This window comes from Sporomusa sp. KB1, from assembly GCF_007830295.1.
GTDB lineage: Bacteria > Bacillota > Negativicutes > Sporomusales > Sporomusaceae > Sporomusa.
This window is the reverse complement of record NZ_VLKC01000001.1, coordinates 163,625-188,794: the sequence shown is the minus strand read 5'-3', so window position 1 is coordinate 188,794 and position 25,170 is coordinate 163,625. Positions and strand designations below refer to the sequence as shown.

The 25,170-nt window shown below is 43.0% G+C and carries 20 protein-coding genes; 11 read left to right on the top strand and 9 right to left on the bottom strand.

Features of this window, described 5'->3' with window-relative positions:
* Positions 1-697 precede the first annotated feature (697 nt).
* From SALPA_RS00760 to SALPA_RS00745, 4 genes are all read right to left on the bottom strand, one after another.
* Positions 698-2,065: a lipase family protein gene (locus SALPA_RS00760; RefSeq protein ID WP_145088541.1), complete on the bottom strand. Its 1,368-nt coding sequence runs from the start codon at positions 2,063-2,065 to the stop codon at positions 698-700.
* Between the two features lie 53 nt (positions 2,066-2,118).
* Positions 2,119-2,601, bottom strand: coding sequence for an LptA/OstA family protein (locus SALPA_RS00755; protein ID WP_145088539.1), 483 nt, complete (start codon positions 2,599-2,601; stop codon positions 2,119-2,121).
* A gap of 166 nt (positions 2,602-2,767) precedes the next feature.
* Entirely contained in the window at positions 2,768-3,388 is a 621-nt protein-coding gene (locus SALPA_RS00750) for a TetR/AcrR family transcriptional regulator (protein WP_145088537.1), read from the bottom strand.
* 72 nt (positions 3,389-3,460) lie between these two features.
* Positions 3,461-4,291: a MerR family transcriptional regulator gene (locus tag SALPA_RS00745; protein WP_145088535.1), complete on the bottom strand. Its 831-nt coding sequence runs from the start codon at positions 4,289-4,291 to the stop codon at positions 3,461-3,463.
* A 165-nt stretch (positions 4,292-4,456) separates the two neighbouring features.
* On the opposite strand from SALPA_RS00745, the gene SALPA_RS00740 reads away from it, so the two are divergent.
* From SALPA_RS00740 to SALPA_RS00730, 3 genes are all read left to right on the top strand, one after another.
* Complete coding sequence (locus tag SALPA_RS00740) at positions 4,457-5,617, top strand: efflux RND transporter periplasmic adaptor subunit (protein WP_145088533.1); 1,161 nt, start codon at positions 4,457-4,459, stop codon at positions 5,615-5,617.
* A 15-nt stretch (positions 5,618-5,632) separates the two neighbouring features.
* Positions 5,633-8,776: an efflux RND transporter permease subunit gene (locus tag SALPA_RS00735; protein ID WP_145088531.1), complete on the top strand. Its 3,144-nt coding sequence runs from the start codon at positions 5,633-5,635 to the stop codon at positions 8,774-8,776.
* Between the two features lie 485 nt (positions 8,777-9,261).
* Complete coding sequence (locus SALPA_RS00730; protein ID WP_255450702.1) at positions 9,262-10,587, top strand: MFS transporter; 1,326 nt, start codon at positions 9,262-9,264, stop codon at positions 10,585-10,587.
* A gap of 168 nt (positions 10,588-10,755) precedes the next feature.
* Here the strand turns inward: SALPA_RS00730 and cooS are convergent, their stop codons facing one another.
* On the bottom strand, positions 10,756-12,882 hold the full coding sequence (gene cooS / locus SALPA_RS00725; RefSeq protein ID WP_145088529.1) for an anaerobic carbon-monoxide dehydrogenase catalytic subunit: 2,127 nt from the start codon (positions 12,880-12,882) through the stop codon (positions 10,756-10,758).
* A 413-nt stretch (positions 12,883-13,295) separates the two neighbouring features.
* Here cooS and SALPA_RS00720 point away from each other — a divergent pair, with 413 nt between their 5' ends.
* On the top strand, positions 13,296-13,814 hold the full coding sequence (locus SALPA_RS00720) for an NUDIX domain-containing protein (RefSeq protein ID WP_186450839.1): 519 nt from the start codon (positions 13,296-13,298) through the stop codon (positions 13,812-13,814).
* Positions 13,815-13,937: 123 nt separating this feature from the next.
* Here the strand turns inward: SALPA_RS00720 and SALPA_RS00715 are convergent, their stop codons facing one another.
* From SALPA_RS00715 to SALPA_RS00710, 3 genes are all read right to left on the bottom strand, one after another.
* Positions 13,938-15,008 (bottom strand): cell wall-binding repeat-containing protein, encoded by a 1,071-nt coding sequence (locus SALPA_RS00715; RefSeq protein WP_222427793.1) that lies wholly within the window; start codon positions 15,006-15,008, stop codon positions 13,938-13,940.
* A gap of 288 nt (positions 15,009-15,296) precedes the next feature.
* Positions 15,297-15,437, bottom strand: coding sequence for a hypothetical protein (locus SALPA_RS28105; RefSeq protein WP_186450838.1), 141 nt, complete (start codon positions 15,435-15,437; stop codon positions 15,297-15,299).
* Between the two features lie 214 nt (positions 15,438-15,651).
* A complete protein-coding gene (locus SALPA_RS00710) occupies positions 15,652-16,050 on the bottom strand; it encodes a hypothetical protein (protein ID WP_222427792.1) in 399 nt (132 codons plus the stop codon).
* Positions 16,051-16,259: 209 nt separating this feature from the next.
* On the opposite strand from SALPA_RS00710, the gene SALPA_RS00705 reads away from it, so the two are divergent.
* Positions 16,260-16,778 (top strand): hypothetical protein, encoded by a 519-nt coding sequence (locus SALPA_RS00705; protein WP_145088524.1) that lies wholly within the window; start codon positions 16,260-16,262, stop codon positions 16,776-16,778.
* Positions 16,779-16,947: 169 nt separating this feature from the next.
* On the opposite strand, the gene SALPA_RS00700 is transcribed toward SALPA_RS00705, so the two are convergent.
* Positions 16,948-18,624, bottom strand: coding sequence for an AarF/ABC1/UbiB kinase family protein (locus SALPA_RS00700; protein ID WP_145088522.1), 1,677 nt, complete (start codon positions 18,622-18,624; stop codon positions 16,948-16,950).
* Positions 18,625-19,051: 427 nt separating this feature from the next.
* On the opposite strand from SALPA_RS00700, the gene SALPA_RS28100 reads away from it, so the two are divergent.
* From SALPA_RS28100 to SALPA_RS00675, 6 genes are all read left to right on the top strand, one after another.
* On the top strand, positions 19,052-19,213 hold the full coding sequence (locus SALPA_RS28100) for a hypothetical protein (RefSeq protein ID WP_186450837.1): 162 nt from the start codon (positions 19,052-19,054) through the stop codon (positions 19,211-19,213).
* Positions 19,214-19,477: 264 nt separating this feature from the next.
* Positions 19,478-20,578: a BMP family protein gene (locus SALPA_RS00695; protein ID WP_145088520.1), complete on the top strand. Its 1,101-nt coding sequence runs from the start codon at positions 19,478-19,480 to the stop codon at positions 20,576-20,578.
* Between the two features lie 202 nt (positions 20,579-20,780).
* Positions 20,781-22,304, top strand: a complete 1,524-nt coding sequence (locus SALPA_RS00690; protein ID WP_145088518.1) for an ABC transporter ATP-binding protein — start codon at positions 20,781-20,783, stop codon at positions 22,302-22,304.
* Positions 22,301-23,365, top strand: coding sequence for an ABC transporter permease (locus SALPA_RS00685; RefSeq protein ID WP_255450701.1), 1,065 nt, complete (start codon positions 22,301-22,303; stop codon positions 23,363-23,365). Before SALPA_RS00690 ends, SALPA_RS00685 begins: the two co-directional genes overlap by 4 nt.
* 1 nt (position 23,366) lies before the next feature.
* On the top strand, positions 23,367-24,311 hold the full coding sequence (locus SALPA_RS00680; protein ID WP_145088516.1) for an ABC transporter permease: 945 nt from the start codon (positions 23,367-23,369) through the stop codon (positions 24,309-24,311).
* A gap of 146 nt (positions 24,312-24,457) precedes the next feature.
* Entirely contained in the window at positions 24,458-25,144 is a 687-nt protein-coding gene (locus tag SALPA_RS00675; protein ID WP_145088514.1) for a GTP-binding protein, read from the top strand.
* Positions 25,145-25,170 lie beyond the last annotated feature (26 nt).

Below are 25,170 nucleotides of genomic sequence, written 5' to 3'. Positions count from 1 at the left end.
TAATTGGCTCTGCCATCCAAGCTGTGGGCCACGATTGAAATTCATGGGGAAGGGCAATCCCGCGCGGCTGCTCAAAAGTAACAATCCATGGTAAGCTTTATTCTTATAAGAAAACGCAAGCTGTACAACAATATAGGTGCATAGGCTTGCGGTTTTTTTTGATTATGCATTCCCCAATTTTCAGATTGCAATTTTACTATTGGGACGGTCTCTTCAAAATAAAGAAATTCATTGTGCTCTCCTTTTTAATCTTGAGATGCCTGCTGCTTGCCGATAAACCTTGTTCCAACAGCTGCACCATCGAGAATATCATATAGCGTCTTTGCAAAGTATTACGTTGGGAATCGCCATTCCGTCTATAAAGGCAGCTTCACCGGCGGTACGAAAATTTATTGCTTATGCAATGAGAATATTAAAAGAGTAAGGATTATCTCAAGCCAACTAAAAACAGGATCCAAATCTTTGAGTTTCAAGGATTTGGACCCTGTTTTGCTGGGCTAAACAATATTGCGCATTTGGCGGATTCCCGGTTTGGGAATGTATTGTATTGTCTGTGGATTGGCTTTGGATGATAATTTTCCCATGATTGTTGTATTGTACGAATTACCTGTGGGTAGGGAAGGTCCAAAAGATTCCTCATAGTAAGTAACGATGAAGCAAAGCGCATGTGGAGGGTATAAAAGCCTTGCAGGCATTTTTATAAAAGGCTTTTCGATAAGGCCGTGAAATGATCAGGGGAGATCATTTCGTTTTTGTAAACAAACCGATCTTCCAAATGAGCTTTCATACCTTTAAACGTATGAATGAAGGCTTCCAGGGGAGTCAGGTTATAGGTTGCAGTTGAAAAAGTGGCAGTGGCGGCGACGGTACCGGTTGTAACATCATAGACAGTTTGTGTTAGTGTAATGCGGTAGGTGTTGTTCTCTTCTTGTTTTATCCGCATGGCACTTACATCGGAGACAATGGCCCACCGGCAGCCAGCGGTACTGGCTGGCTCCCGCCAGTCTGCCTGAGTAGCAGCTGTGACATGGTCCGGCAATGCCTGTTGGTATTCATCCAGTAACGCTTCCTGCATGTATAAAAAGTCTTCTGTCAAACCAGCAGGAAGGTTACTGACGAGCTGGGCGATATAGACGCGTCCGGGATTTATTTGTTTGTCAACGGACGGGATAGGTAGCTGTATTCCGTCCGCAATAGCCAGACGGCGTTTGTCATAATAGTTTTTTATTGCAGAATCTATGTAGCCGATCAATTGATGACCATCTTCCACTGTAGCGGGTGGGTACCATTTAATTTCCCGGCCAAACTGCTGATAGCCGCCAACCAGGGTTTGCAAGACTCCAGGTACCGCATCGCCGGAATTGACGATCCGTACCAACTGGAGGTTTGGGCCGAATTTAGCGGCAAACGCAGCATTGCCTACGGCAGGCGCACCGAAGGTAATGACTTTCAACTGCTCCGGGTTAACGCCTACGCTAAGCAGTCTGGCCCCGGCCAAAGTGGCGGCTGCGCCGCCGAGACTGTGACCGGTTAAGTATAATTTGCGGGTTGGGTCAGATAAGAGTAAGTCGGGAAGCGAGAGACTAACCTGCCGGGGATTGCGTAAGACAGCTGATAGGCCGGCTTGTACAAATTGATTAAATCCTTTGTGAACCTTAGGTTCAGTGCCGGGAACATCTTTCTTAGAGGCATTGACAGCGCATTCTTCCTCATTGCTGCCAGCAAAATATACTTTATCAAACTTGAGATTGGTTTTAATATCCCTATCGTTTTCCGTGCCGACAATGGCTACCAGATAGTAGGGGACACCTTCTTTTTGAGCAATCAGGTAGCGGGCGCCGGTATGGCCCTGGGACTGAATGTAATGATCAATTTGCCAGCCGTCCTGTTCCAGATAGCGATTGGCTAACTCGCCGATCCGGCCGCTGTAGGCCGCCGCGCTGGCAGCGGCGGTAAGGTAGAGCGTATAGGCTTCTTCATAATCTTCTTTCACTCCGGCAGAGGCTGTGACCGGAAAGTAGGCCAGCAGGCACGTAATAAGGCATAGCAGTAAGAACCGTTTCAATTCATATCACCTCGCAGCTCTCGTTTGTCTTAAGGTGGATAGCCCTAGTCGGACTACTCCAGCGTACCGGTTTTAGTATTGTAGGTTACAGAATCCGCGGACCATGTGTCAGGGCCTTGCGTGACCTGTACATTGCCGGTAAATGTTCCGAGTTTGGTGCGCCAGTTGTAGTCTGCTGTATCAGCGGTGATGGTGATATCGGGCTGCGATAAAGTCACACCGCCGCTAAGTACCGCTTTGTGCTGGGTACCGTAGACGTAAACGCTGTCGGCGGTAAGATAAATGCTATCCTGGGTAAGGGTGATGCCGTCTGAGCCCCAGACCTCCATCGAACTGAGGCTGACTTTGGCCTGACCGGCTGTTATTACGCGGCTGCCAACTTCAACGCGTACATTGCCTTTTAATAGATAGAGTCCGGTATCTGCATCATAATAGGTGGTATCGGCCGTGATGATAGGTTTGGCAGCAACTGGGACTGCAGAGCAGGCTAAAAGATAGGAAAATAAAATAAAGAGTATTAGCGCGTTACGTTTCATATTATATGACCTCCAGATTGATGGTGATGATTAATAAATTTACGCTGCTGATTAGTTTTGCATTGAGCTAGAGTTAATAGTTAGTTGACTTTATTCAATTAACTGTCCTAAAAAACGCTCATCCCAATTGGGTATGGCGGAATTTTTTCCGGGATTATGTTTTAGTTTATCCGGTTGGCGTGATATGAATGGTTTTTTCCTGTGCGCCTAATGCTTTTTCAATAAGAGCTTCTGCCATTGTTAAACGAGAAGTCAAAATCTCGTCAGAAGTCTTTTGATAGAGTGCTTTACTTAAAAAGTCCGCGATGACTAGAATATAATCTACGGCGGTCGGCGGGTAAGGCACGAAAAAATCCTGATTGGCGATTCCTTCTTCTATGATTTTTAACAGCCAGGGAGAGAGCGCCAGCTCGAGTTGGTGAAATAATTTCTCTTTAAGTTGCAAATTCTGAGCATCATATAGCATATTGAGCAGCAATCCGTTTTTATAATTGGCTCTATGTAATGCGACGGAAATTACTAAGGCTATTTTTTCCGCAGGAGTGGTGGTAAGACAATATATATTTTTAATTTCTGAGATCAGGAAAGCGGCGTGTCGATCCAGAAGAGTTTCTAATACTTGTTCCTTTGATTTAAAATAGTAATAAAGCGTTCCCTGTGCTACACCCATTTTTTTGGCAATGTCGCTGATGGTGGTTGCATGGTAGCCTCTGGTAAAAAATAGCTGATCGGCAGTATCTAAGATTTCGTTGATGCGAATTTGGGGATCTTGCGGTGGTCTGGCCATAGTACACCTCAATAATTTGAATTATGTTCAAATTATAAAGTAGCTGAAAAATAATGTCAAGGATAAATATGGTCACTTCAATAAAATTGAAATTTTAGCTTCGCAATAGTAGGGATCTTCAACGGCTGCCGTAGTATCATCCAGGATACTTTCCAGATAGGCGTGTCCAATGAAGGTAAGACTGTGATTATTTGCATAGTCTACAAGTTGTTGAAAGGCTGGGTCCATCTCCGTCCAAGGCCCTCTGTAATAACCAACAAGGTAACGGCCGGCAGGCTTATACGTCCGATTCATAGCTTCGCTGTTATTCTCATCAATATGGTAAAAGCAATTGGTCAATTGGCTGAAATTTCCCTGTTGCACTTTTTCAGCATCCATCATATAGCCAAGGGGGTATCCATTATAGGTCCGGGTATGATAGCAGTCATGCATAAATTTCAGCATAACTTTCATTGATTGTTCCATGGATACTTCGAAAGCCGGTTCGCTGACTACGATTGCTCGCGCTTTAGATTCAATAATTTCGATTTTAGAATAATCCATATCCAGGTTTGCTTCCATGCTGCGAAGCTTATTCTGTACAACCTTTTGCAGCCACATAAGCTCGGCAATTTCTTGCTCCAGAATGTGATTTTGATTATACAGCAATGTTCGTGTCTTTTGTGGAGTGCAATGTGTCAGATGTTTTTTGATCTCTTCCAATGGAAGACGGAGTTTGCGCAGCAGTTGAATCACGTCGAAAAGACAGCCTTGTCCATAGGTATAATAGCGATAGCCGTTTTTTTCCACGATAGCCGGTTTAAATAAATCAATGCTGTCATAATACATCAAGGTGCGCTTGTTAATGCCGTACAGAGCAGCAAATTGCCCGGTAGTAAATTTTTTTTGTAAAAAATCATACATGATGTAAAATCTCCTCTTGACTATACAGTTACTGTATAGTCTATTATAGTTTAATAGCTCCAAAATTGTCAATTTTAGGAGTCTGTTAGGCTGCTTGCCGATATAATTTGGTGTGCAGCAAAGCAATGCTGCAATATCAGTAACAAATAGGGAGGTTGGAAAATTGTGTTTTCAGCAAAGTTCAGGAAGAATTACTGTGTAGGATTGAGTGCTATACTGATTTGTTTGATCATTACAGGATGTGGCGGCACGAAGATGACGGTGCAGGAAACAGCAGTGCCGGTTAAAGCCGTAAAGGTTATCCAGCAGGATGTAACGAAAGCCAGTGAATATGCAGGACAGGTACAGGGAAAAAATGAAGTGAAAATTCAGGCGCGCGTGTCAGGCAATATTGTCGAAAAAATGGTTTCCGGCGGTGACATCGTTAAAAAGGGTCAACCATTGTTTCGCATCGACAGCATTCAATATGAAAGCACATTGCTTTCTGCTCAAGCGCAACTGGTACAAGCCGAGGCTAATTGGGAAAATTCACGGATTGATACAGAGCGATACCAAAGCCTGCTGAATGCGGCAGCCATTCCGGAACAGCGTTTGACTACTCAGAAAGCGACCGAACGCCAAAATGAAGCTGTCGTGGCTTCTTACCAGGCACTAATTAAAAAAGCTCAGGATGATCTAAACAGTACTTTGGTTGTTTCGCCAGTAGACGGACGCATTGATGTAAATGATGTCGGCGTGGGAACTTATGTACAGGCAGGGGGTACCACGCTAGTCACGGTAGGCACTCTTGATCCGGTGTTTGTACAATTTAGTATGAGTGAAAATGAATACCTTAGCTTGCGGCAGGTTTCGCAAAACAATATTGCTAGCCACGGCTGGGGCGAGGATGTCATGATTACATTAAGTAATGGTGAAGTGTATCCGTTAAAGGGAAAAGTAACACAGGCGGACAGAAGCTTGGCCAATAATAGCGGAACTCTGACGTTAAAAGCTTCTTTTGCCAATCCAGATGAGATTTTAATCCCAGGCATGTTTGCTAGAGTTAAAATCGCTGGCGTGCCAATAAAAGATGCGGTGCTGGTTCCACAGCGGGCTGTACAGCAGGTTTTGGATAAATCGCTTGTCATGATTGTCAATGCTGAGAATCAAGCGGAGCCCCGTCCGGTAATTCTGGGGGAAAAGGTGGGCAGTTATTATCTGGTAAAAGAAGGATTGACAGTAAATGATACCGTGGTTGTAGAAGGACTGACAAAGGTTAAGGAAGGAGTGGCGCTTGATGTGACAATCGTTACTCCGGAAGAGTTGGAGTTATCGGTTAACTCATAGGAGGTGTGAACAATTGTGGCAAGATTTTTTATAGAGCGTCCAATTTTTGCGATTGTTATTGCGATTATGATAGTAATAGCGGGAACGATTGCCGGACTGAGCCTTCCCATCGCCCAGTATCCACAGATCCAGCCGCCAACTGTATCGGTATCGGCAACATATACCGGGGCGAACGCCGAAGTAGTCAATCAGACGGTAGCCCAGGTTTTGGAAGAGCAGATTAACGGTGTACAGGGTATGAACTATATGAGTTCAAATTCTGATGATTCGGGTACGTACAGTCTGGAAGTTGTCTTTGATCTCGGAGTCGATGGGGATATCGCTGCCGTTAAGGTACAGAACAGTGTTGCACAGGCCAATGCCAATTTGCCGACAGAGGTAACCGCGGCTGGTATTACCACCAAAAAAGCATCGTCTGATATGGCTACGATGCTGAGCTTCTTTTCACCCAAAGGTACTTATGATAATACATTTTTAACTAATTACTTCAATGTTTATTTAAAGGATGCTATTAAGCGGGTCAATGGCGTCGGCGATGTCATGGTCTTTGGGGCGGAGTTTTCCCGGCGCATCTGGATCAATCCGGATCGCATGGCAGAACTGGGGTTAACGGTTGCTGACGTAATTGAGGCCGTCAAGGAACAGAATGTTCAGGCGCCGGCCGGTACAATCGGCGCTATGCCTGTACCTAAAAAACAAGAGTTTCAGTATACTGCTAAAGTCCGGGGGCGTTTAACGAGTATCGCCGACTTTGAAAATATCATTGTGAAGGCCCAGCCGAACGGCTCCTTTATTTATCTGAAAGATATTGCGCGGATCGAGAATGCCGGGAAAGAATTGAATTATACAACAAAACAGGATGGGGCCAATGCGGTTGCGGCTGGTATTCAACTGACCAGCGATGCCAACGCAATGAATACCATCCAAGGTGTAAAACAGGCCGTGGCAGCGGCGGCAGTGAATTTTCCACCGGATATGAAATACCTGTCTGTTTTTGATAATACGGATTATATTTCAGAATCTGTGACAGAGGTAGTTAAAACCTTCCTTGAAGCGATGGCTCTCGTTATGATCATTGTATTTATTTTTCTGCAAAGCTGGCGGGCGACCCTGATCCCGATGCTTGCCGTCCCCGTATCATTAATTGGTACGTTTGGTGCCTTTGTTGTTCTTGGTTTTTCAATCAATACATTAACGCTGTTTGCAATGGTGTTGGCAATCGGCTTGGTTGTCGATGATGCTATCGTCGTTATTGAAGCAGTCGAGCATCACATTCGCTATAGTAAACTGACACCTGTGGAGGCCACAAAACGAGCAATGGACGAAGTATCGGGGCCGGTTATTGCCATTGCTTTTGTATTGGCCGCCGTATTTATTCCGGTTGCTTTCATCGGCGGCATGGTGGGCGTTCTCTACCGCCAGTTTGCCTTGACGATTGCGGTGTCGATGGCTTTATCTGCGGTAGTCGCCTTGTCGCTGACCCCGGCACTGTGTGCTTTGTTATTAGAACCACATAAAGAACAGGTAAAAAGCAGTGTTTTAGGTCGATTCTTTGGCAATTTTAATGACTGGTTTGACCGAACCACCAGCGCTTATAGTGAAACGGTGAAATCATTAATCTCCAAGGCAAAATATTGTTGTATTTTCTTATTGATCATCTTAGTGGGAACAGTGTACTTATACAAAATTGTCCCGACGACGTTTGTACCGGATGAAGATCAGGGCTTTTTTGCAACGGTTGTTAATCTGCCGGACGGTGCGAGTATGAACAGAACGCAGGCAGTGACCGGACGGCTGGTTGAAGAAATCAAAGTACTGCCAGGTGTCAATCAGGTTATTTCAGTTGACGGTTATGATATGTTGTCAAATGGTGTAAAACCCAACGCTTCCGTCCTCTTTGTTGGACTCGAACCGTGGAGTAAGCGAAAGGATCCCGCTACCCAGATTGATTCCCTCATTACTCAGGTTTATAGCAAAACGGGCCTGTTTCCGGAAGCATCTATTATGGCCTTTAACATTCCTTCTTTGCCAGGTCTGGGTATGGTCGGCGGTTTTACTATGGTATTGCAGGATATGTCCGGCCATAGTAAGGAAGAACTGGATGCGATTACAAAGAAATTTGTGCTTGCTGCCAACCAACTGCCGGAAGTGACTGCAGTATACTCTACGTATAAAAGTGATTCTCCCGGCTATGAGTTCGAAGTTGACCGGGAAAAGGTAAAAAATCTTGGTATTGCGTTAAACGATGTATTTACAGCGCTGCAAGTCAATTTCGGCGGTTCCCAGGTGAATGATTTCAACATGTTTAACCGTACCTATAAAGTGGTTATGCAAGCAGATACAATGTTTCGCAATGAAGCGGATATGACGCGTTTTATCTATGTCCGCTCTTCGAATGGTTCTATGATTCCGCTAGATACCTTATTAAAGCCTAAGCTAACTACAGGACCGTCCATTATTTCGCGTTTCAATGCGGCGCGCAGCATTCAGATCAACGGCTCTGTAGGGGCAGGCTATAGTTCCGGGCAGTCTCTCGCTGCCATGGAAAAATTGGCTAAAGAAACGCTGCCTTCCGGTTTTAGCGTGGAATGGTCAGGGCAAAGCCGGGAGGAGAAGAAGGCAGGCAGTACAACCATGCAAATATTGATGCTAGCCCTGGTATTCGTCTTTTTATGCCTGGCGGCGCTGTATGAGAGCTGGAGTGTTCCTTATGCTGTCATGCTTTCCGTACCAACAGGCATTTTCGGGGCATTATTGTCTCAGTTTGCTATGAATCTGCAAAACAGTGTTTATATGCAGATTGGAGTGATTATGCTAATCGGTTTAGCCGCTAAAAATGCCATTTTGATCGTCGAATTTGCTAAAGTCAGGGTGGATAAGGGGATGGACCCGGTTAAAGCTGCTATCGAAGCTGCGGCATTGCGTCTGCGACCGATTCTGATGACTTCATTCGCTTTTATTATTGGGTGTTTGCCGCTGGCGATGGCTAGCGGTGCTGGTGCTGGCGCAAGAAAGGCGATGGGCACTGCGGTTGTTGGCGGTATGACGATTGCTACGGCTTTTGGCATCTTTCTCATCCCGGTATTGTTTGTGGTTGTGGAATGGATTGTGGCTAAATTACATTGGAAGAAAAAGAAAAAAGAAGCCTATTCAGCATAACTACAGGCTTGAGTAGGATAAGTTCGATTTAACATAAAAAACACATATCTTCGAATTGCACTTTGCATTCGCCTAAACCAACTATGGTTTAGGCGAATTTTTACTTGGGCGGTGTCCGAAAATATCGTTAATTATTGCCAAAATTATTATAAATGTGAATATTTAAAAATATTCACATTGACAAGCAACTGTTAGTTAGGATAAAGTATGATTAAAGACAAATAAAAACACTGTTTGACAATATCAAACAGAAGTAGTCAAAAGCTGCAATTTCTTTAATGTCGTGCTACAAAAGTTAATTTAGTAATTGAGTAAAGCTTGGACTTAGTATCTGTGAGTTTATATTCCATCGATGCAAGTCTTGCTTAATAGAAAAGTTTGCGGGAAGGAGGTTGGTTAAAAAAGGAGCGGTGACAGTTATGTTAGAGTCCATGCTGCCAAAGAGAATGAGTAGTAGTTGAAAGTTTTTATGGAGGTGTAGTTACTTGGCAACTATAAATTTTACTGAAGAACGCGAGAATCAGCTAATGAATAAAATACGGTGGAAACTGGTGCCGTATGTTATGCTTTTGTATATTGTAGCTATGTTAGACCGGGTCAATATTGGTTTTGCTGCTTTGCAAATGAATAAGGATTTGGGGATTGGCGCTAGTACGTTTGGTATGTTGGCTGGTATCTTTTTTATAACATATTTCTTTTTCGAAGTTCCTAGTAACGTTATTATGCATAAAGTAGGTGCTAGGAAATGGATTGCCAGGATTCTTGTCAGTTGGGGACTAGTAACGGTTGTCCTGGCATTTGCCCAAAATGTTACCCAGGTTGCAATCCTGCGGGCGTTGCTCGGCGCCGCTGAAGCTGGTTTTTATCCTTGTATTGTCTTATATTTTACGTTTTGGTTCCCGACAAAGCATTTTGCCAAAACTATGTCCCTGTTTATGTGCGGGATGGCATTGGCGAATATCGTCGTTGGTCCAATATCGTCGTGGATTATGGAAAACGTGGTTTGGATGGGGCTGGCTGGTTGGCGCTGGATGTTTATCTTGGAAGGATTGCCTGCCATCATCCTCGGTATTGTTACACTCTTTGTTATGGTGGACAGACCTGACCAGGCAAAGTTCTTGAATGCTGAGGAAAAACAGTGGCTTATTGCAGAACTGGAACGCGAGCATGTGGCCAAACAATTAAAGGTCAAAGTTGCTAATAAATGGGAAGTATTTAAGAATGGCCGGGTGTGGCACTTAGCTTTCTGTTACCTGTGCTATGTACTTGCTCTCTATGGTCTTGGAATGTGGATGCCGCAGATATTGAAAAATCTGTCCAAAGCTATGAGTTTGTCAAATATTGGTCTGATATCCACTATTCCCTATATATTTGCTATAATTGCTATGGTTTATGTCGCTAAACGTTCGGATGCCGCACAAGAGCGCCGGTATCATACTGCTTTACCAATAGGAATAGCCTTTTTTAGCTTGATTAGTTTAACCATGACAGATAATCTGATGGTTTCAATGTTGCTGCTGTGCATAAGTCAGGCCGCCATCTACTCGTTTGTTGGCACATTCTGGACATTGCCGAATCTGTATCTGTCGGAAGCTACCGCCGCTGTCGGTATTGCGATTATTAACTCGTTCGGCAATTTAGGTGGGTTCTTTGGGCCTTATATGGTCGGCTTCCTGAAAGACGCAACAGGTTCGACCAACGCTGGTATGTATTTCTTAGCTTCGTTCGCGATTCTGGGCACTATTTCTGTACTGGCAATCCCCAAAAAAGAAGCTGCTGCTGAATCGCTAAGATCCGGTAAGAGTGAATAGCCTTATGAAGTCTTGTGAACTTGTTTCAGCATAGCTGAAACATCGGCGGGAGCCTTAACTCGCCGCAAAAGATAAACATTTGTGAACAAAAGACCGGGCAATCCCATTTGGGGGATTGCCCGGTTATCAATGTAAAAGCCAGAAGCGTGTAGTTGAACTGCGTTGCACTTAGTGCAACCCTAATTCTTTGCGTTTTTTCTCAATATGGTCAATGTATATTTGTACAGTCTTATCAGCATTAGTTTCTACTGTGAGTTTGCCAAGTCCCAGGGTTTCAGTCGTTTCGGTCAATGTCTTGACTACAAGATCACTGCCAGTAACTGACGGTACGGGAGCTACATGCACCAACCAGCCGAGTGCGATAGCTGTGCAAGCATCAGCAACAGCTTTTTGTTCAAGATACTCGGGAGCGCCGATGACAAGTGGCAATTTATTGGTGTCAACATCTAGAGCATCGGCAAGTTCTTTAGCCGTTTGGGTCATCTTTCCAATGTCGACACAAGCCCCGTAGGAAAGAACCGGTGGGATACCCAGTGCTTTGCAGATTTCTTTGAGGCCTGGGCCGCATTCTTCGGCAGCTTGTGGATTGGTTAACCCGGAATATTGCATGACTGCAGAAGTACAACCGCCTGACAATACTAGTATGTCTTTTTCGATTAAGCCTTTGGCAATGCGGAAGATATTACTGCCGCCTTGACCATAGCGGGCGGTAGTGCAGCCAACAATGGTTGCGATACCGCGTATTTTACCTGCGGCAATTGCATCAATGAGTGGTTTCCAGGTACCGCCAAGTGCTTCTTTCACTGACTCGGTGCTAAAACCAATTACACAACCTTCAGATATATGGGGCGGGATGTATACCTCCCGGTTTTCGGCTTTACGCTTGGCATAGGATTCTATTGCCATTTCGAGAATCTTTTCGGCCTGCTTTTTCATTTCCTCAGGCTTAAACTCGACAACTTCAGTGCCAGGCATACGAATAACCTCATGGGTGCTAACCATTTTAGTGCCAAAGCGTTCTGCGTAGAGCGGTAAAGTTGGAATGGTACAGTTGTAATCAAACATAAAGAGATCAACTGCACCTGTGGCAAACAGGTATTCCTCAGATAACCATTCGCCTTCCTGACCGCCATAGGCGCTCATTTCTCCAGTATCCTTGTAATTTAGCAACTGTTGACCTTCACAGACATGCCCCAGTATCTGCATGCCACTGGCACCTGCTTTTTTGGCTTTTTCCTGCCATTCCGGCGTAGAAGCTAGTTCAATAACTATGTGGGCCGTCAATGGCATATGGCCGTTGGTGATAATATTAACCATATCTTGTTTAAGAAGCCCCATATTCTGCTTAGCAGCGCGAATTTTTTGCGTTCCCATAAGGATCTCTTGCAGAATATCAAGTGCAAAGAGACCCTGATATTCATTGATTATCCCCAGACGGACAGACGTTAGCAAAAAATCTACAGGGTCGGCGTTAAGGTTGGTCATGCATTTGGTTTGGGCTAATCCGATTTCACTGAAGCCACCACCGGGGTAAATACCAAGTTTGCGCCACAACTCTTGACGCTTGGGTGGGGCAAAGGCCTGAACCATAGCTGATTCTTCCCAGTAGGGTTTACCCATATCTGCAAGCACCCAATTAGCAAAATTAATAGCTACTTTATTAGTATCCTCATGGCTGTTTAAACCTGCCATTTCAGCATATTTCAAAAGTTTTTGCTTGTCGCGGATTTTTAGGCCGCTATCTGGTTTTTCGGCAGCTGCTTTCAGGGTCCGGGCGGCTTGCTGGGCGTGGAATATATTTGCGGATGTACCGATGGTGACATGACGATAGACAAAGTTTCTGGATACCATAACGTCAGCATCAACACCACAGTTGCCACGAGGCGCTTTGGGACTAATGCGGCAGGGGCCGTTGGCGCATAGTTGGCAGGATAAACCAGAAGAACAGAAGCTGCAGCGGATTTTTTCTTGCTGCTCAAAACGGTCAAATACATTGGTTAAACCTTGGGCGTGTACGTGCTGATACATTTCGCGCATAGCTGGGTCAATGATAATATTGAGTGGAAACCCATCTTTGCTCTGGTCGTGAACCTTAATATGTTCGCGCTGCCATTTATGCACTTCAGGCATAGAGGAAGGTGCTTTTTCAATGTCGTAGTATTTTTTCGCGTTTTTGTGAATATCAAAATGTTGGTCCGGATTATTTGTACCACTGGCGTCACCTTTATTGAGAACTGATTCAACGTCTCCGCGGTTGGTAGTATCTTGGCTTTTAATTAAGGTTTCATTAGACATCTGGTATATACCCTCCTTTAGGTTTCTAACGTTAGTTTGTTACCTTAGAGGAAAATTTATTTATAAGTATGGAAGAGTAAGGGGCTTTTTCCAGCACAATATTCCGAGTATGTACATTTTAGCATTGCTGGTGGAGGTAATTGTATAGCAAGTTCACTGCCAAGAATAGCGTAACGTAGGAAGGCCTGTGATAATACAGATAGATATCTTTCATTCAAATTAATCAAAAATTAATATTGAATTAACGCGACTCTCATACCCACATGGTACTATATTAATAGACTTTTGTTATTCAGATGGGAAGAATAACTTTCTCTGGATAGAACGACTAAGACTTGTGCCGGCGTCCTAAAAGACTTGGCACAAGCCCAGTCTTATCTTAGTGCGATACAGGTTAGAGGGGAGTGAATTTAGTGCACCATAACGTAAGCGCTGGCTTACTGTTGTACCGGCTAAATACTGGACGATTAGAGTTGCTGTTAGCGCATCCGGGTGGACCATATTTTGAAAATAAAGATGACCGGTATTGGGGGATTCCCAAGGGGAATCTTGAGATTGGTGAAACAATTGTTGAAGGTGCAGTGCGGGAGTTTGTTGAAGAAACTGGTATCGATCCGGATTTAACTTATTCAATCTATCTTGGTAGCGCTCCGGGAAAGTATAAAAGAATTCTACATATTTGGGCATTTGAGGGAGATTGGGATGTATCTAAGCCAGTGCAAAGTAATGCGTTCCAGTTAGAATGGCCTCCCCAATCGGGTCAGGTTTGTCTATTTCCCGAAATTGATAAGATCGACTTCTTTTCGATAGCAGAAGCAAATAGGAAAATAGAGCGAGAACAATTAATATTTATAAACCGTCTTGAAAAAAGGCTATTAGGCAGTAATTATCAAAGTCAACTTGATTTATTACCGAAAATTGCGCATGGTTAAGCTAAAGGATATTAAATCTATCGCCAAACTAGCTTAACGTTTTGTCCAGTTCACCAAAACGTTATCATTAATAGGAAAAAACCTTTGCAAGCGCAAAGGTTTTTTCCTATTAGATACCTATCTTTATTCTGCGGATGAACCTATTTCCTCGTGGCTACTATCTGATTGTTCATCAATTTTAAGTGCTTCCTCAATAGTTGCTTGGGTAGTATGATTAATAATCCTTCGAGTACCAAGAATAAACCCGTGCATAAACGGCGGCATAGGCGGCATACGTAAAGGTGGTTTAAGGTTGTGTAAGTAATTTAATATTGCCGGGGGAGTTAAATCATCTTTGATAAGCAGAAGCGGAGTATGTTTTCCCTGATGAGCAAAGCTTGACGCAGCTACAATCAGATCCCAGCAATTCAAGTTAGCGAACGTGAAGGCATCGCCTAAGCCCTTGTGATTCCTGTTCCAACCAAGGTTTGTAACAGGGTCATGGTATTGAGAGAATGCAACCGACGTTTCAAAGGGATCAACGCCTGCTATGCGCTGCACTGGCGGTTCTACGATAGTGCTGATTTCCCGGAAAACACTATCTGACACTGCCTGCCTGCCGCCAATAATGTAAACGTTTTTCTCAGCCATATCCTGTAAGGCTGTAGCTGTTGAGCGAGGGAGACGGTCTTTATGTGTAAACAGAATGGGCACCCCGGAATGTGTTGAATAGTAGGTAGCTAATACACTTTCGTAAGGGTTATCGGCAGACACGACAAACAAGCTTATAGGGCCATCTGGTGATTCGGGTGGTATTTGTTCCCGCAATTTAGCTACTTTGACAGCGCTAGTAAAGATGCTTTTTCCCATAATGTGCAACACATCATAACCCATACTCTCAATTTCGCGAATGACTTGTACCTCAAACGGGCCAATTGCAATGATTGGGGGAGCAGAGTCAGTGCCTGGAGGGTCCAGACGTTCAATTTCTTCACGGGTAAGGGCTGCAAGTTCGTCTAGAGGCGTAAACAATATATTTCCCATAATGGGGTCATGCACCAAACTAGCAGCAGCAAAGGCATAAGGAAACTGCTTAGCAGGTACTAGTATTATTACCTTGGGGGCTGAGTTCATAGCAGGCTTAGGCCACTGCATGCGGGATACAGCAACCGACAACTCAATTGCCGTATCATAAGGAATACGTGTTGTGTCCACTGTATTTAGGGGTACCATCCTGAATTTCACCTCTTTCTGACATAGTTGATATTGGGTATGTTATTTTAGTATATATTTTATGCTAGAGGTGAAGTGATTGATTTATAATTGCTTATAAATAAGTAAAGAGATTTTGAAAAAGGGGAAGTCTATGATGTGTCATTACATTCATGTAAGTTTGATTAACATTTCATGTAATCATTTCAGGATATAAATGCAATATAGAACAGCGACCGTAGCCGCTGTTCAGAGGAAGAGTTGCTAGGTTGGAGTGATCTATCAAAAATATTACCGTTTGCCACCGCAGCCGCCACCACAATCTTTTTCATTACGGCATTGTTCTACGTTAGCTAACTCACGTGCGAATTCAAGGCTCTTTTGATCCCTTTCGTTACGGCACTGTTCGTTATTTTGGCTTTTGTTTTTCATAGTATCACCTCCGATAATTATTGTGTCCATATACGGCTCTTAAATAGCTGGAAAAAAAGAATGTACATCTGGAATTTATTTCCTGGAAATAAACTGATCTAATAACCTGGGACCGCATTCCGGGACGGCCAGTACAAAGGCGAAAAATCACCTCCAGATGACGCAGTACCATGATATTGACTACAAGCCGATTAGTGCCATTGCCTTTTCTTCTTCAATCAATATTCATTTTACCCAGAGTATCTTCTCCCCAAACTTTAATCATTTTTTTACCATTTTCAATAAAACCATGGACAAGTTCACAATGTCTTAATACGGCAAAGTTTCTTTCCAGCTGTAACTTAGATAAATTAAATTTGTTCATAATTTGCTCGGCAGTAACCGAACCCGCTTCTTTAATGTAATTGTAGATGTTTTTTTGCAGTTCAGTTAATCCGTCGCTTCCTTCTTGTCCCGCCATTTTACGGGCCAATTTAGCACCATATACGGCGGCAACATCACACGTACGTGGGGGTTCCAACATTTCAAGATAACAATCCTCACAGAGCATTTTACCGTGATGCAGACATTGTTCTCCCTCGGGGATTTCACTGTTACATTTAGTACAAATCATGATTATCCTTCCTTTCAGTACGTATAATCTCTTGAATGTTAACATACTAACAATAAAATGTTAATATATTAACGTTTTATTGTCAATGTTTTTTAAAAATGTCAAATGGGGGAATTGCTCTAAATTATTTTGTATATTTGTCAACTTTGCGCTATGATGTAATAGTCCGAAAGATAATACAATATTTAACCAAATGAGGTGATAATCTAATGAAAAAAGTTTTGATGGCTTTTCTATTGGCACTGGTTATCATAAGTTCAACTACCAGTCCTGCTGCTGCTGCCGATAGTAATGCGACTGCAGCTGTCGCTCTATTTATCGACACGTCCGGTCACTATATTCCGGGAGTTGATATCCTAAATAAGGCGCTGAACGAAGTAATTCGATTTAAGATAAACGTCTTGCTTTTAGGAAGTGAAGTACAGTCTGGAAATGAGGTGTTACGGGATCTTAACCGCTGTAACGTCAATAGCGCAGCCGATGCTACCCTCGAAGAATTGGCTAAATACGGGAATGATCGCCATGTGAATTATATTGTTTTGGTATCTGTTCGGCCACTGGATGTAGCTCTCGATTTAAAGGCTTATTCTACAGCCGATAACGCTTATATTGTGGATAAATCAGTTACTCGTCCGGATGGAACTGAAGCTGCATCAGTAGTGGATACGCTATCAGACATGGTTGGTAATGAGGTCGCTCAGGTCCTTCAGACAATTCATGGTTCTTAACGTTCATTAAAAAAGTAATTTAATGAGGCAAGGTTATTTCCAACTAAATCACTAACTGCAAAAAAAAATGAGCCAGCTAAGTTACTGACACTTCAGCCGGCTCATTTTTTCTATCACTGGATTTTTCTCTGAATATTACGTGAGAAGTAGAATGATATTGGTATATTTTCTAAAGTTTGCCCGAACGTATTATCCCATATAGTACCCATACAAACATAAGTATGGCAATAAAAAAACCAATTTCAACAATAGGAAAGTTCCATAAAAGAGAGGCTTGTCCCATTAGGGAAAAACTAATTATAATGCTACCCATTAAAATGCTAAAAGCTAATAGCATTATGCTTACCGATATTCGATTACTAATTTGAGCAAGGTGTTTTAAAAAGAGCTCTGTTTCAGAAAAGGATACGTCCAAATGTAAACGTCCGTGATTTATAACTCTGCTTAATTCCTTTGCATTTCTAGGAATATCATTAAAGAAATCGCCAAAGTCAGTTGCTGTTTTCCATACTGACTCGGCAATCGTTCTAGGATGCATTCTTTCCAGCAACAATTTTTCACCAAAAGGTTCCACAATATCAATAAGACTTAAAGCTGGGTCAAGTTTTTTTACAACACCTTCTACAGTGAGTAATGCCTTGCCGACTAATACCAGATCGGACGGGACTCGTATGCTATGTTTTTGAGCAATTCTGAAAAAGTTGGTAATTGCCTTACCAATACTGATTTTACTCAAAGGCAGTCCATAATATGTATCTTTAAAAAGTTCAACATCATCTCGTAATTGCCGCAGGTTTACCTCAGGTGAAACAATTCCTATTCTAAGAATAGCTTTCATCAAATCGTCTGTGTTATTACGTTTAAGTCCTAGCAGTAATGAAGATAAACTATTTTTCATCTCGGAGCCCAATCTTCCTACCATACCAAAATCTAAAAAACCAATCACTTCTTTTGGCAGTACGATTATATTTCCGGGATGCGGGTCTCCATGGAAAAATCCTTCGATAAATATCTGATGGAAAATTCCTTTAGCAAAACGATTAGCTATCAATGAAAGATTATATCCTTGCTGTAAAAGTAGATCACTTTGGTTTACTTTTATGCCTTGGATAAATTCTGTGGTAAGAATTCTTTTAGTAGAATAATCCCAATAGATAGTAGGAATATAAAAGTCTGTCTGATCTTTTAATTGAATAGAAATTTTGTCAGTATTACGTGCTTCTATGGTGTAGTCAAGTTCTCTACGAAGAGATTTAGCAAATTCATCAACCATATCGGCAATCTGGTATTGCTTTGCCCATTGAAAGCGATTTTGAGCTGCAACAGCAATTTCAAATAGAATTTCCAGGTCTGTCTCAATATCGGCAGCAATGCCGGGACGTTGAACTTTTACTGCTACTTTTTGTCCTGATTCTAAAGTTGCTACATGAACTTGTCCGATAGAAGCTGCTGCTAACGGTTGAGAATCAAATTCGAGAAATATCTCCTCAATGTCAGCACGCAGTTCTTCTTTAATTAAATTTTGAACTTGTTCAAAGGGAATAGCAGACACTTCATCTTGCAATTTTTCTAAGTGAACAATAATTTCACTCGGTAAAATATCTGGTCTAGTACTGGCGATTTGGCCTAATTTTATGTAGGTAGGACCTAGTTCCTGCAAGACTATCCGAATTCTTTCACCAAGGTCAATTGAGTTTACTGCAAATGGTTTTATCCGTAACCGTTCATGATAGGGAATTTTTTTGATGAAGTCCATTTCTTCGATAAGATAGCCAAACCCTTGGTTTGCTAAAACAGTAGCAATTTGACGGTATCGATTTATATGACGCAGCTGTTTACTAAACATAAAATTCTCCTATTCAAATTATATTTCAGGGAGTAAAGTAGTTAGAGAGTAATAATTATTGTTTCTTATGAGATAGATTCTATTAGAAAAATCCTTATTTAGCAAGGCCGGTTCTAGTGCGAATTTTCGATTTAAGAAATTATCATTTTCCAAAAAAACATATTATATATCGTATACTCTACTTTAAAATACGAGAAAATAGATTTAAAAATTTGAGGGAATGGTTTTTATACTAACAAATAGTTGCGATTGGATTTACAAGGGAATAATAAGCCGTGAAGGTACTGAAGCTAGTACTTTCGCGGTTTTTTAAATCGCTTTTAGCGTATAAAAACTAAAACCTGACAAAAAAGCTATTGACTTTGAGTCGACTCCAGGTGATAAGCTCTATGGATAAAGATGAATGTAATTTTGCAAGAAGGAAAGGGTGATTGTTATGAAAAAGCTGTTCGGTGGTATTGTCGCTGTGATGATAGTTGGTATATTCAGCTCGGTTTTATGGCTGAACTGTATTGTCAACAGTAATGTGTCTGATGATGAATATGCCCGGATGGCTCAGGAACTTGTAGATCAGAGCATAGAAAGATAATTTTTCTTCAATAAAGTTGAAGGAAGGTAGAAATGAAAATGAGATATATTTAATATTGTTGAGTGAACTTGTTTCAGCTATGCTGAAATAAGTTCACTTTAAAAATTCACATCAAGCGGCAGTGTTGGACGTTTGGGTAGATTAATACCTGTGACGGCGAAAGTGATGGTGAAACTTTTATGGGAAATGTAGCCAGCCTAGCAGGATACATTGTGCGGATGGAGAAAATATTTATAACTGGCAGATATAAGGGGGAAATAAGACATGTACAGTAGAAGGCTGTTGTTATTTTTATTGATTTTTGGTTTGTCAATTTTGTTTGTTGGTTGTTCCGGTACACAAGAGACTAAAGCTTCGACTGCAGGGAGTCTCCTGGTGGGGATGAGTACAGATGCCGGCACAATTGATGATAGGTCATTTAATCAGGCAACATGGGAAGGCCTTGTCAAGGCAGGAACGGATTTCAATTTTAAGCCCAAATATTTGCGACCATCCGGTACGACAACAGCCGATTATGATAAAGAGATTGCCAATTTCCATGATGCGGGCTACAGGCTAATCTTTACCCCCGGATTTAAGTTTGAAAATTCGATTTATGCAGCGCAAGAAAAGTATCAGGATACCAAATTCGTAATTTTGGATGGAGTTCCCCATCCAGGCAACGATTACAGTAAAGTTAAGGTTGGGCCGAATACAGTAGCTATTAACTTCGCCGAACATGAATCCGGTTTCCTGGCAGGTGTTGCGGCTGCTTTACAGAGTAAGACCAGTGAATTTGGTTTTATTGGCGGCATGGAGTTTCCATCTGTGCAGCGTTTCAATTGGGGTTTTCAACAAGGTATAAAATACGCTAATGCCAATTTGGGGACTCAAATTAGCCTGAAAACCGAAAACTTCATTTATCAGGGCACTTTTCATGATGTTGCGGCAGGTCAGCAACTGGCTGCGCAAATGTATGACCGAGGCGTCAATGTCATCTTTGCCGCAGCCGGCAGTGTCGGTATTGGAGTAATTAATGAAGCGGTAGCACGGACAAAAGGCGGACAACCAGTTTGGGTTATTGGCGTCGATGTAGATCAATATGCACAAGGTTATTATGATGAAAACAAGACAAAATCAGTTATTTTGACTTCGGCGATGAAGTGCGTTAATCAGGCAGCTTATGATATGGTTAAAAGTGTAAAGGAGGGCGATTTCCCCGGCGGCAAGATACTTACTTTTAATGTAAAAAATGATGGTATTGGCCTTCCTGCTAAGAACCCAAATCTCAAGGAAGAGGTTACAAGTAAGATTAAAGAAATTGTTGATAGTATGAAAGCAGGTAAAGTAACGGTTGCTGATAAAGGTGACGGGTTATTGCGTTAAAGTTATGCCGTAATAGCTGCTGATAACCCAAATTCACCTGAATGTACTGGGCAAGAATAGGTCCGGATTGGGGAGAGAGCTCAGCTGTACGAGCAGCTCTCTTATCCGGACCTACTTTTTATCTTAAGAAATAATCATTTTTGGGGGATTAAATATCAGCAAGAAGGAACAGCTATTTCGCGGGATTGGAGGTTGTCAGGGTGTGGAGTATGTTGTAGAAATGCTGGGCATCCGCAAAGAGTTTGCAGGGATTGTCGCCAATGATACTATTACATTAACTGTTCGGCAAGGTGAAATCCATGCATTATTGGGGGAAAATGGCGCAGGTAAATCCACGTTAATGAATATTCTGTTCGGACTGTATCAGCCAGATAGTGGCAGAATACGGCTGCGGGGGCAGGAAGTCCGGATTAGTAATCCGAACGTTGCCATTGATTTGGGAATTGGCATGGTTCATCAGCATTTTCAATTAGTTCACAACTTTACCGTTACGGAAAACATTATTTTGGGGATTGAGCCTAGCCGGTTTGGCATTGTCAACACCCGGTCTGCAAGCCGGCGGATAAAAGAGTTATCGGAGCGTTATGGGCTGAATGTTGATCCGGATGCAAAAATTGAGGATATTTCCGTAGGCATGCAGCAACGGGTAGAAATTTTAAAAATGTTGTATCGTGCTGCAGAAATCCTGATTTTTGATGAACCGACAGCTGTTCTTACGCCACAAGAAATTGCCGACCTTATTGAGATTATGAAAAACCTTGCCGCAGAGGGAAAGGCTATTATTCTCATTACTCACAAGCTAAAAGAAATTAAAGCGGTAGCTGACCGTTGTACAGTGATAAGACGGGGACGATGCATTGGTACTGTAGATGTAGCTGCATGCAGTAAAGAAGAGATGGCGGAGATGATGGTCGGGCGGCCGGTTTTTTTAAAAGTGGAAAAAGCGGGGTACTCTCCAGGGGAAATTCTACTGGAAATCAAGGAATTGACAGTACTTAACCAGAGCAAGAGGCCGGCCGTTAAAAAAATATCTTTTTGTGTACATGCCGGCGAAATTCTCGGTATTGCCGGTATAGACGGCAACGGGCAGGCAGAACTAGTCGATGCTATAACCGGTCTTAGAAAGATTCAGACAGGCCAGATTCTATTACAAGGCAATGATATTTCTTCCTTACCAATTAAAGAGCGGATTGATGCCGGATTGGCACATGTGCCGGAAGACCGCCAGAAACGGGGCCTGGTGCTTGACTATAGCCTGGAAGATAATCTGGTGCTTGAGGTATATGACCGGCCGCCGTTTTCCCAAAACTATGTGCTAAACCGCCCTGCTGTGCGGCATTACGCTAAAGAGATTATGCAGTATTTTGATGTTCGTGCCGCACAAGGTTCTGTTACGATCGCCAGGCTATTGTCAGGCGGTAATCAGCAGAAAGCCATCATTGGCAGGGAATTAAGTCTAAATCCTAAGGTACTGATTGCCGTACAGCCGACAAGAGGTCTTGATGTTGGCTCGATTGAGTATATTCATAAACGGTTAATTGCACAGCGGGATGCCGGCTATGCGGTGCTGTTGGTATCCTTGGAACTGGAGGAGATTTTGAATCTTTCCGATCGTATTGCGGTTCTTAGTCAGGGCGAATTGATTGGGTTGGTCCAGGCTGATGCCACAAATGAAAATGACCTCGGTATGATGATGGCCGGTATTCGAAAGGAGGCAGACTATTGACAAAAATAAATTGTCAAAGTCAAAAAGAGGCTCTCATTTTATTGATGACCATTCTATTAGGCCTGCTGGCCGGAGCCGTTTTTATGTTTTTAGCCGGCCATGATCCGGTAACTGGCTATGAGTTTTTATTTCGTGGCGGGTTAATGAGTTTGGAACGGGTCGGGAACACAATAGCAACAGCTGTGCCCTTGATTTTTACCGGGTTATCAGTAGCTTTCGGGTTTAAAACCGGTCTTTTTAATATTGGGGCGGCCGGTCAGATGTTAATCGGTGGCTTTTGTGCTATTGCTGTGGGGTTGACAGTGGATATACCCAAGCCGCTGCTGCTAACTGCCATGGTATTGACGGCAATGGTATGCGGCGGTTTATGGGGGGCAATACCAGGCTGGTTTAAAGCCAGGTTTAATGTTCATGAAGTGGTTTCTACGATAATGCTTAACTGGATAGCCTACTGGCTGGTATACTATCTTGTGCCAGCCTACTTCAAGGGCTCGTTTGAAACAGAATCCCGGAATATCCCGGTAGCCGCTTCACTACGTACTGATTGGCTTTCACAGTTATTTGACGGGTCGTATATTAACCTGGGGATCTTTTTGGCCATTGCCGCCGTGCTGCTTAGTGTATTCATATTGCAACGAACAACACTCGGGTTTGAATTAAAGGCTGTGGGATTTAATCGCTATGCAGCGGAATACGCAGGTATTAATGCTGGCCGCAGTATTATTCTTTCGATGGTGATTGCCGGGGCTCTGGCCGGATTGGGCGGTATGACACTATACTGTGGTTATGCTACCAACCTTCAAATTGGGATATTGCCGTCACAAGGAATTGACGGTATTGCAGTAGCTTTATTGGGGGCTAATTCGCCGTGGGGAGTCCTGGGAGCTGCGTTATTTTTCGGCTTGTTATATTCCGGTAAAGGCTTTATGAATGCTATGACCAGCATACCGCCGGAAATTGCCGACACTATTATTGCCACAATTATCTATTTTGCGGCCACAAGTGTACTTATTGAAAAAGGTATTGACAAGCTTCTAAACAGGCAAAAAGGAGGGGCTTAATGTGTGGCAGGTTTTGCAGCAGATTTCACCTTATGCAATTGCGTTTGCCATTCCTTTGCTTATTACTGCGATTGGTGGTCTGTATTCTGAGCGCAGTGGGGTGGTTAATATTGGGCTGGAGGGCTTAATGGTTATCGGCTCTTTTGCCGCAGCGATCACAATCTCAGTTTTGCAGCCGGTTATGCATAGTCAGGCTCTCTGGCTGGGGCTGTTAGCGGCGGTGCTGGCAGGTGCGCTATTTTCCCTGTTGCATGCGTTTGCCAGTATTAGTTTACATGCTAATCAGGTAATCAGTGGAACGGCTATCAATATGATTGCCGGTGCGCTTACCGTGTTTATCGCCCGCAATATGACAGGCAGCGGCAACATCCAGATTAGCCCGTTTACCCGGTTTGATATACCGGTACTTAGTGATGTGCCGCTGGTCGGAAATTTGTTATTTGTCAATACTTATGCGACAACCTGGCTCACGCTGCTTATATTGACAGCTGCTTATTTTGTCTTATATAAGACTGTTTTCGGACTGCGTCTTAGAGCTTGTGGGGAACATCCGCAGGCCGTTGATTCGGCAGGGGTTAATGTTCAGTTGGTACGTTATATAGCGGTCATCATATCAGGCGCATGTGCCGGGCTGGGTGGTGCCATTGTCCTGACAACCTATTCAGGTGAGTTTAGTGGCACGGTATTCGGTTTAGGTTTTTTAGCTTTGGCGGCACTGATTTTCGGACAATGGAAACCGCTTGGTATTTTAGGGGCAACCTTTTTTTTTGGTTTTGCCAGCACGATAGCGACATCTGCACAGGCTATTCCGGCTTTGGCGCATATACCGGGCTTAGTACTTAAAACATTCCCGTATATTGTTACGTTGCTTGTACTTGTTTTATTTTCGAAAACAACACAACCGCCGCGTGCATCCGGGGAGCCCTTTGAGCAGGGAAAACGTTAGTGATTGTGGTTCCAAAAATAAAAACGTAAACGAATTAAAACAAACATAAATAGCCTGATATAGTGTAAGCAGACAATTATGTTGTTTTATGTTTTATTTTGTGATATTGTATTTAAAAATACAGAATATGTAACGGCGGTGAAATTATGCAGTTAATTACAGTATCCGGTCCGCCTTCTGCAGGGAAAACGGCAGTGATTGCCAAGATTGCTGAAGTCTTGCAGCATGACAAAATGAAAGTGGCGGTTGTCAAATTTGATTGCTTATCGACTAAAGATCAGGAATTTTATCAAAAAAAGGGTATAGTTGCCAAGACTGGACTGTCAGGCAATATTTGCCCAGACCATTTTTTCGTCAGCAATATTGAAGATTGTGTAGCGTGGGCAAACCGGAAAGGCTTTGCGATGTTAATCAGTGAGAGCGCCGGACTATGCAACCGTTGTTCACCGCATATCCGCGGGGCGCTGGCGGTATGTGTGATTGATAATTTGAGTGGTGTTGAGACCCCGCGGAAAATTGGGCCAATGCTAAAACTGGCTGATATTGTTGTGATTACCAAAGGGGACATCGTCTCGCAGGGGGAACGGGAGGTCTTTGCTTTTCGCGTCAAACAGGCCAATCCCCGGGCAGTAATTGTTCATCTCAATGGCATTACCGGGCAAGGAGCTCAGGAAGCCAAAGAATTATTTTGTAACGCCGCGGAGTTTGAAAGTCTTATTGGCAGTCAACTGCGGTTTTCCATGCCGGCAGCCACTTGTTCGTACTGTTTGGGGCAGGTTCGTATTGGCGAGGACTTCCAAATGGGTAATGTAAAAAAAATGGAGTTAGACTGAGAAGGGACTGGGGTTTAAGTGTGGGA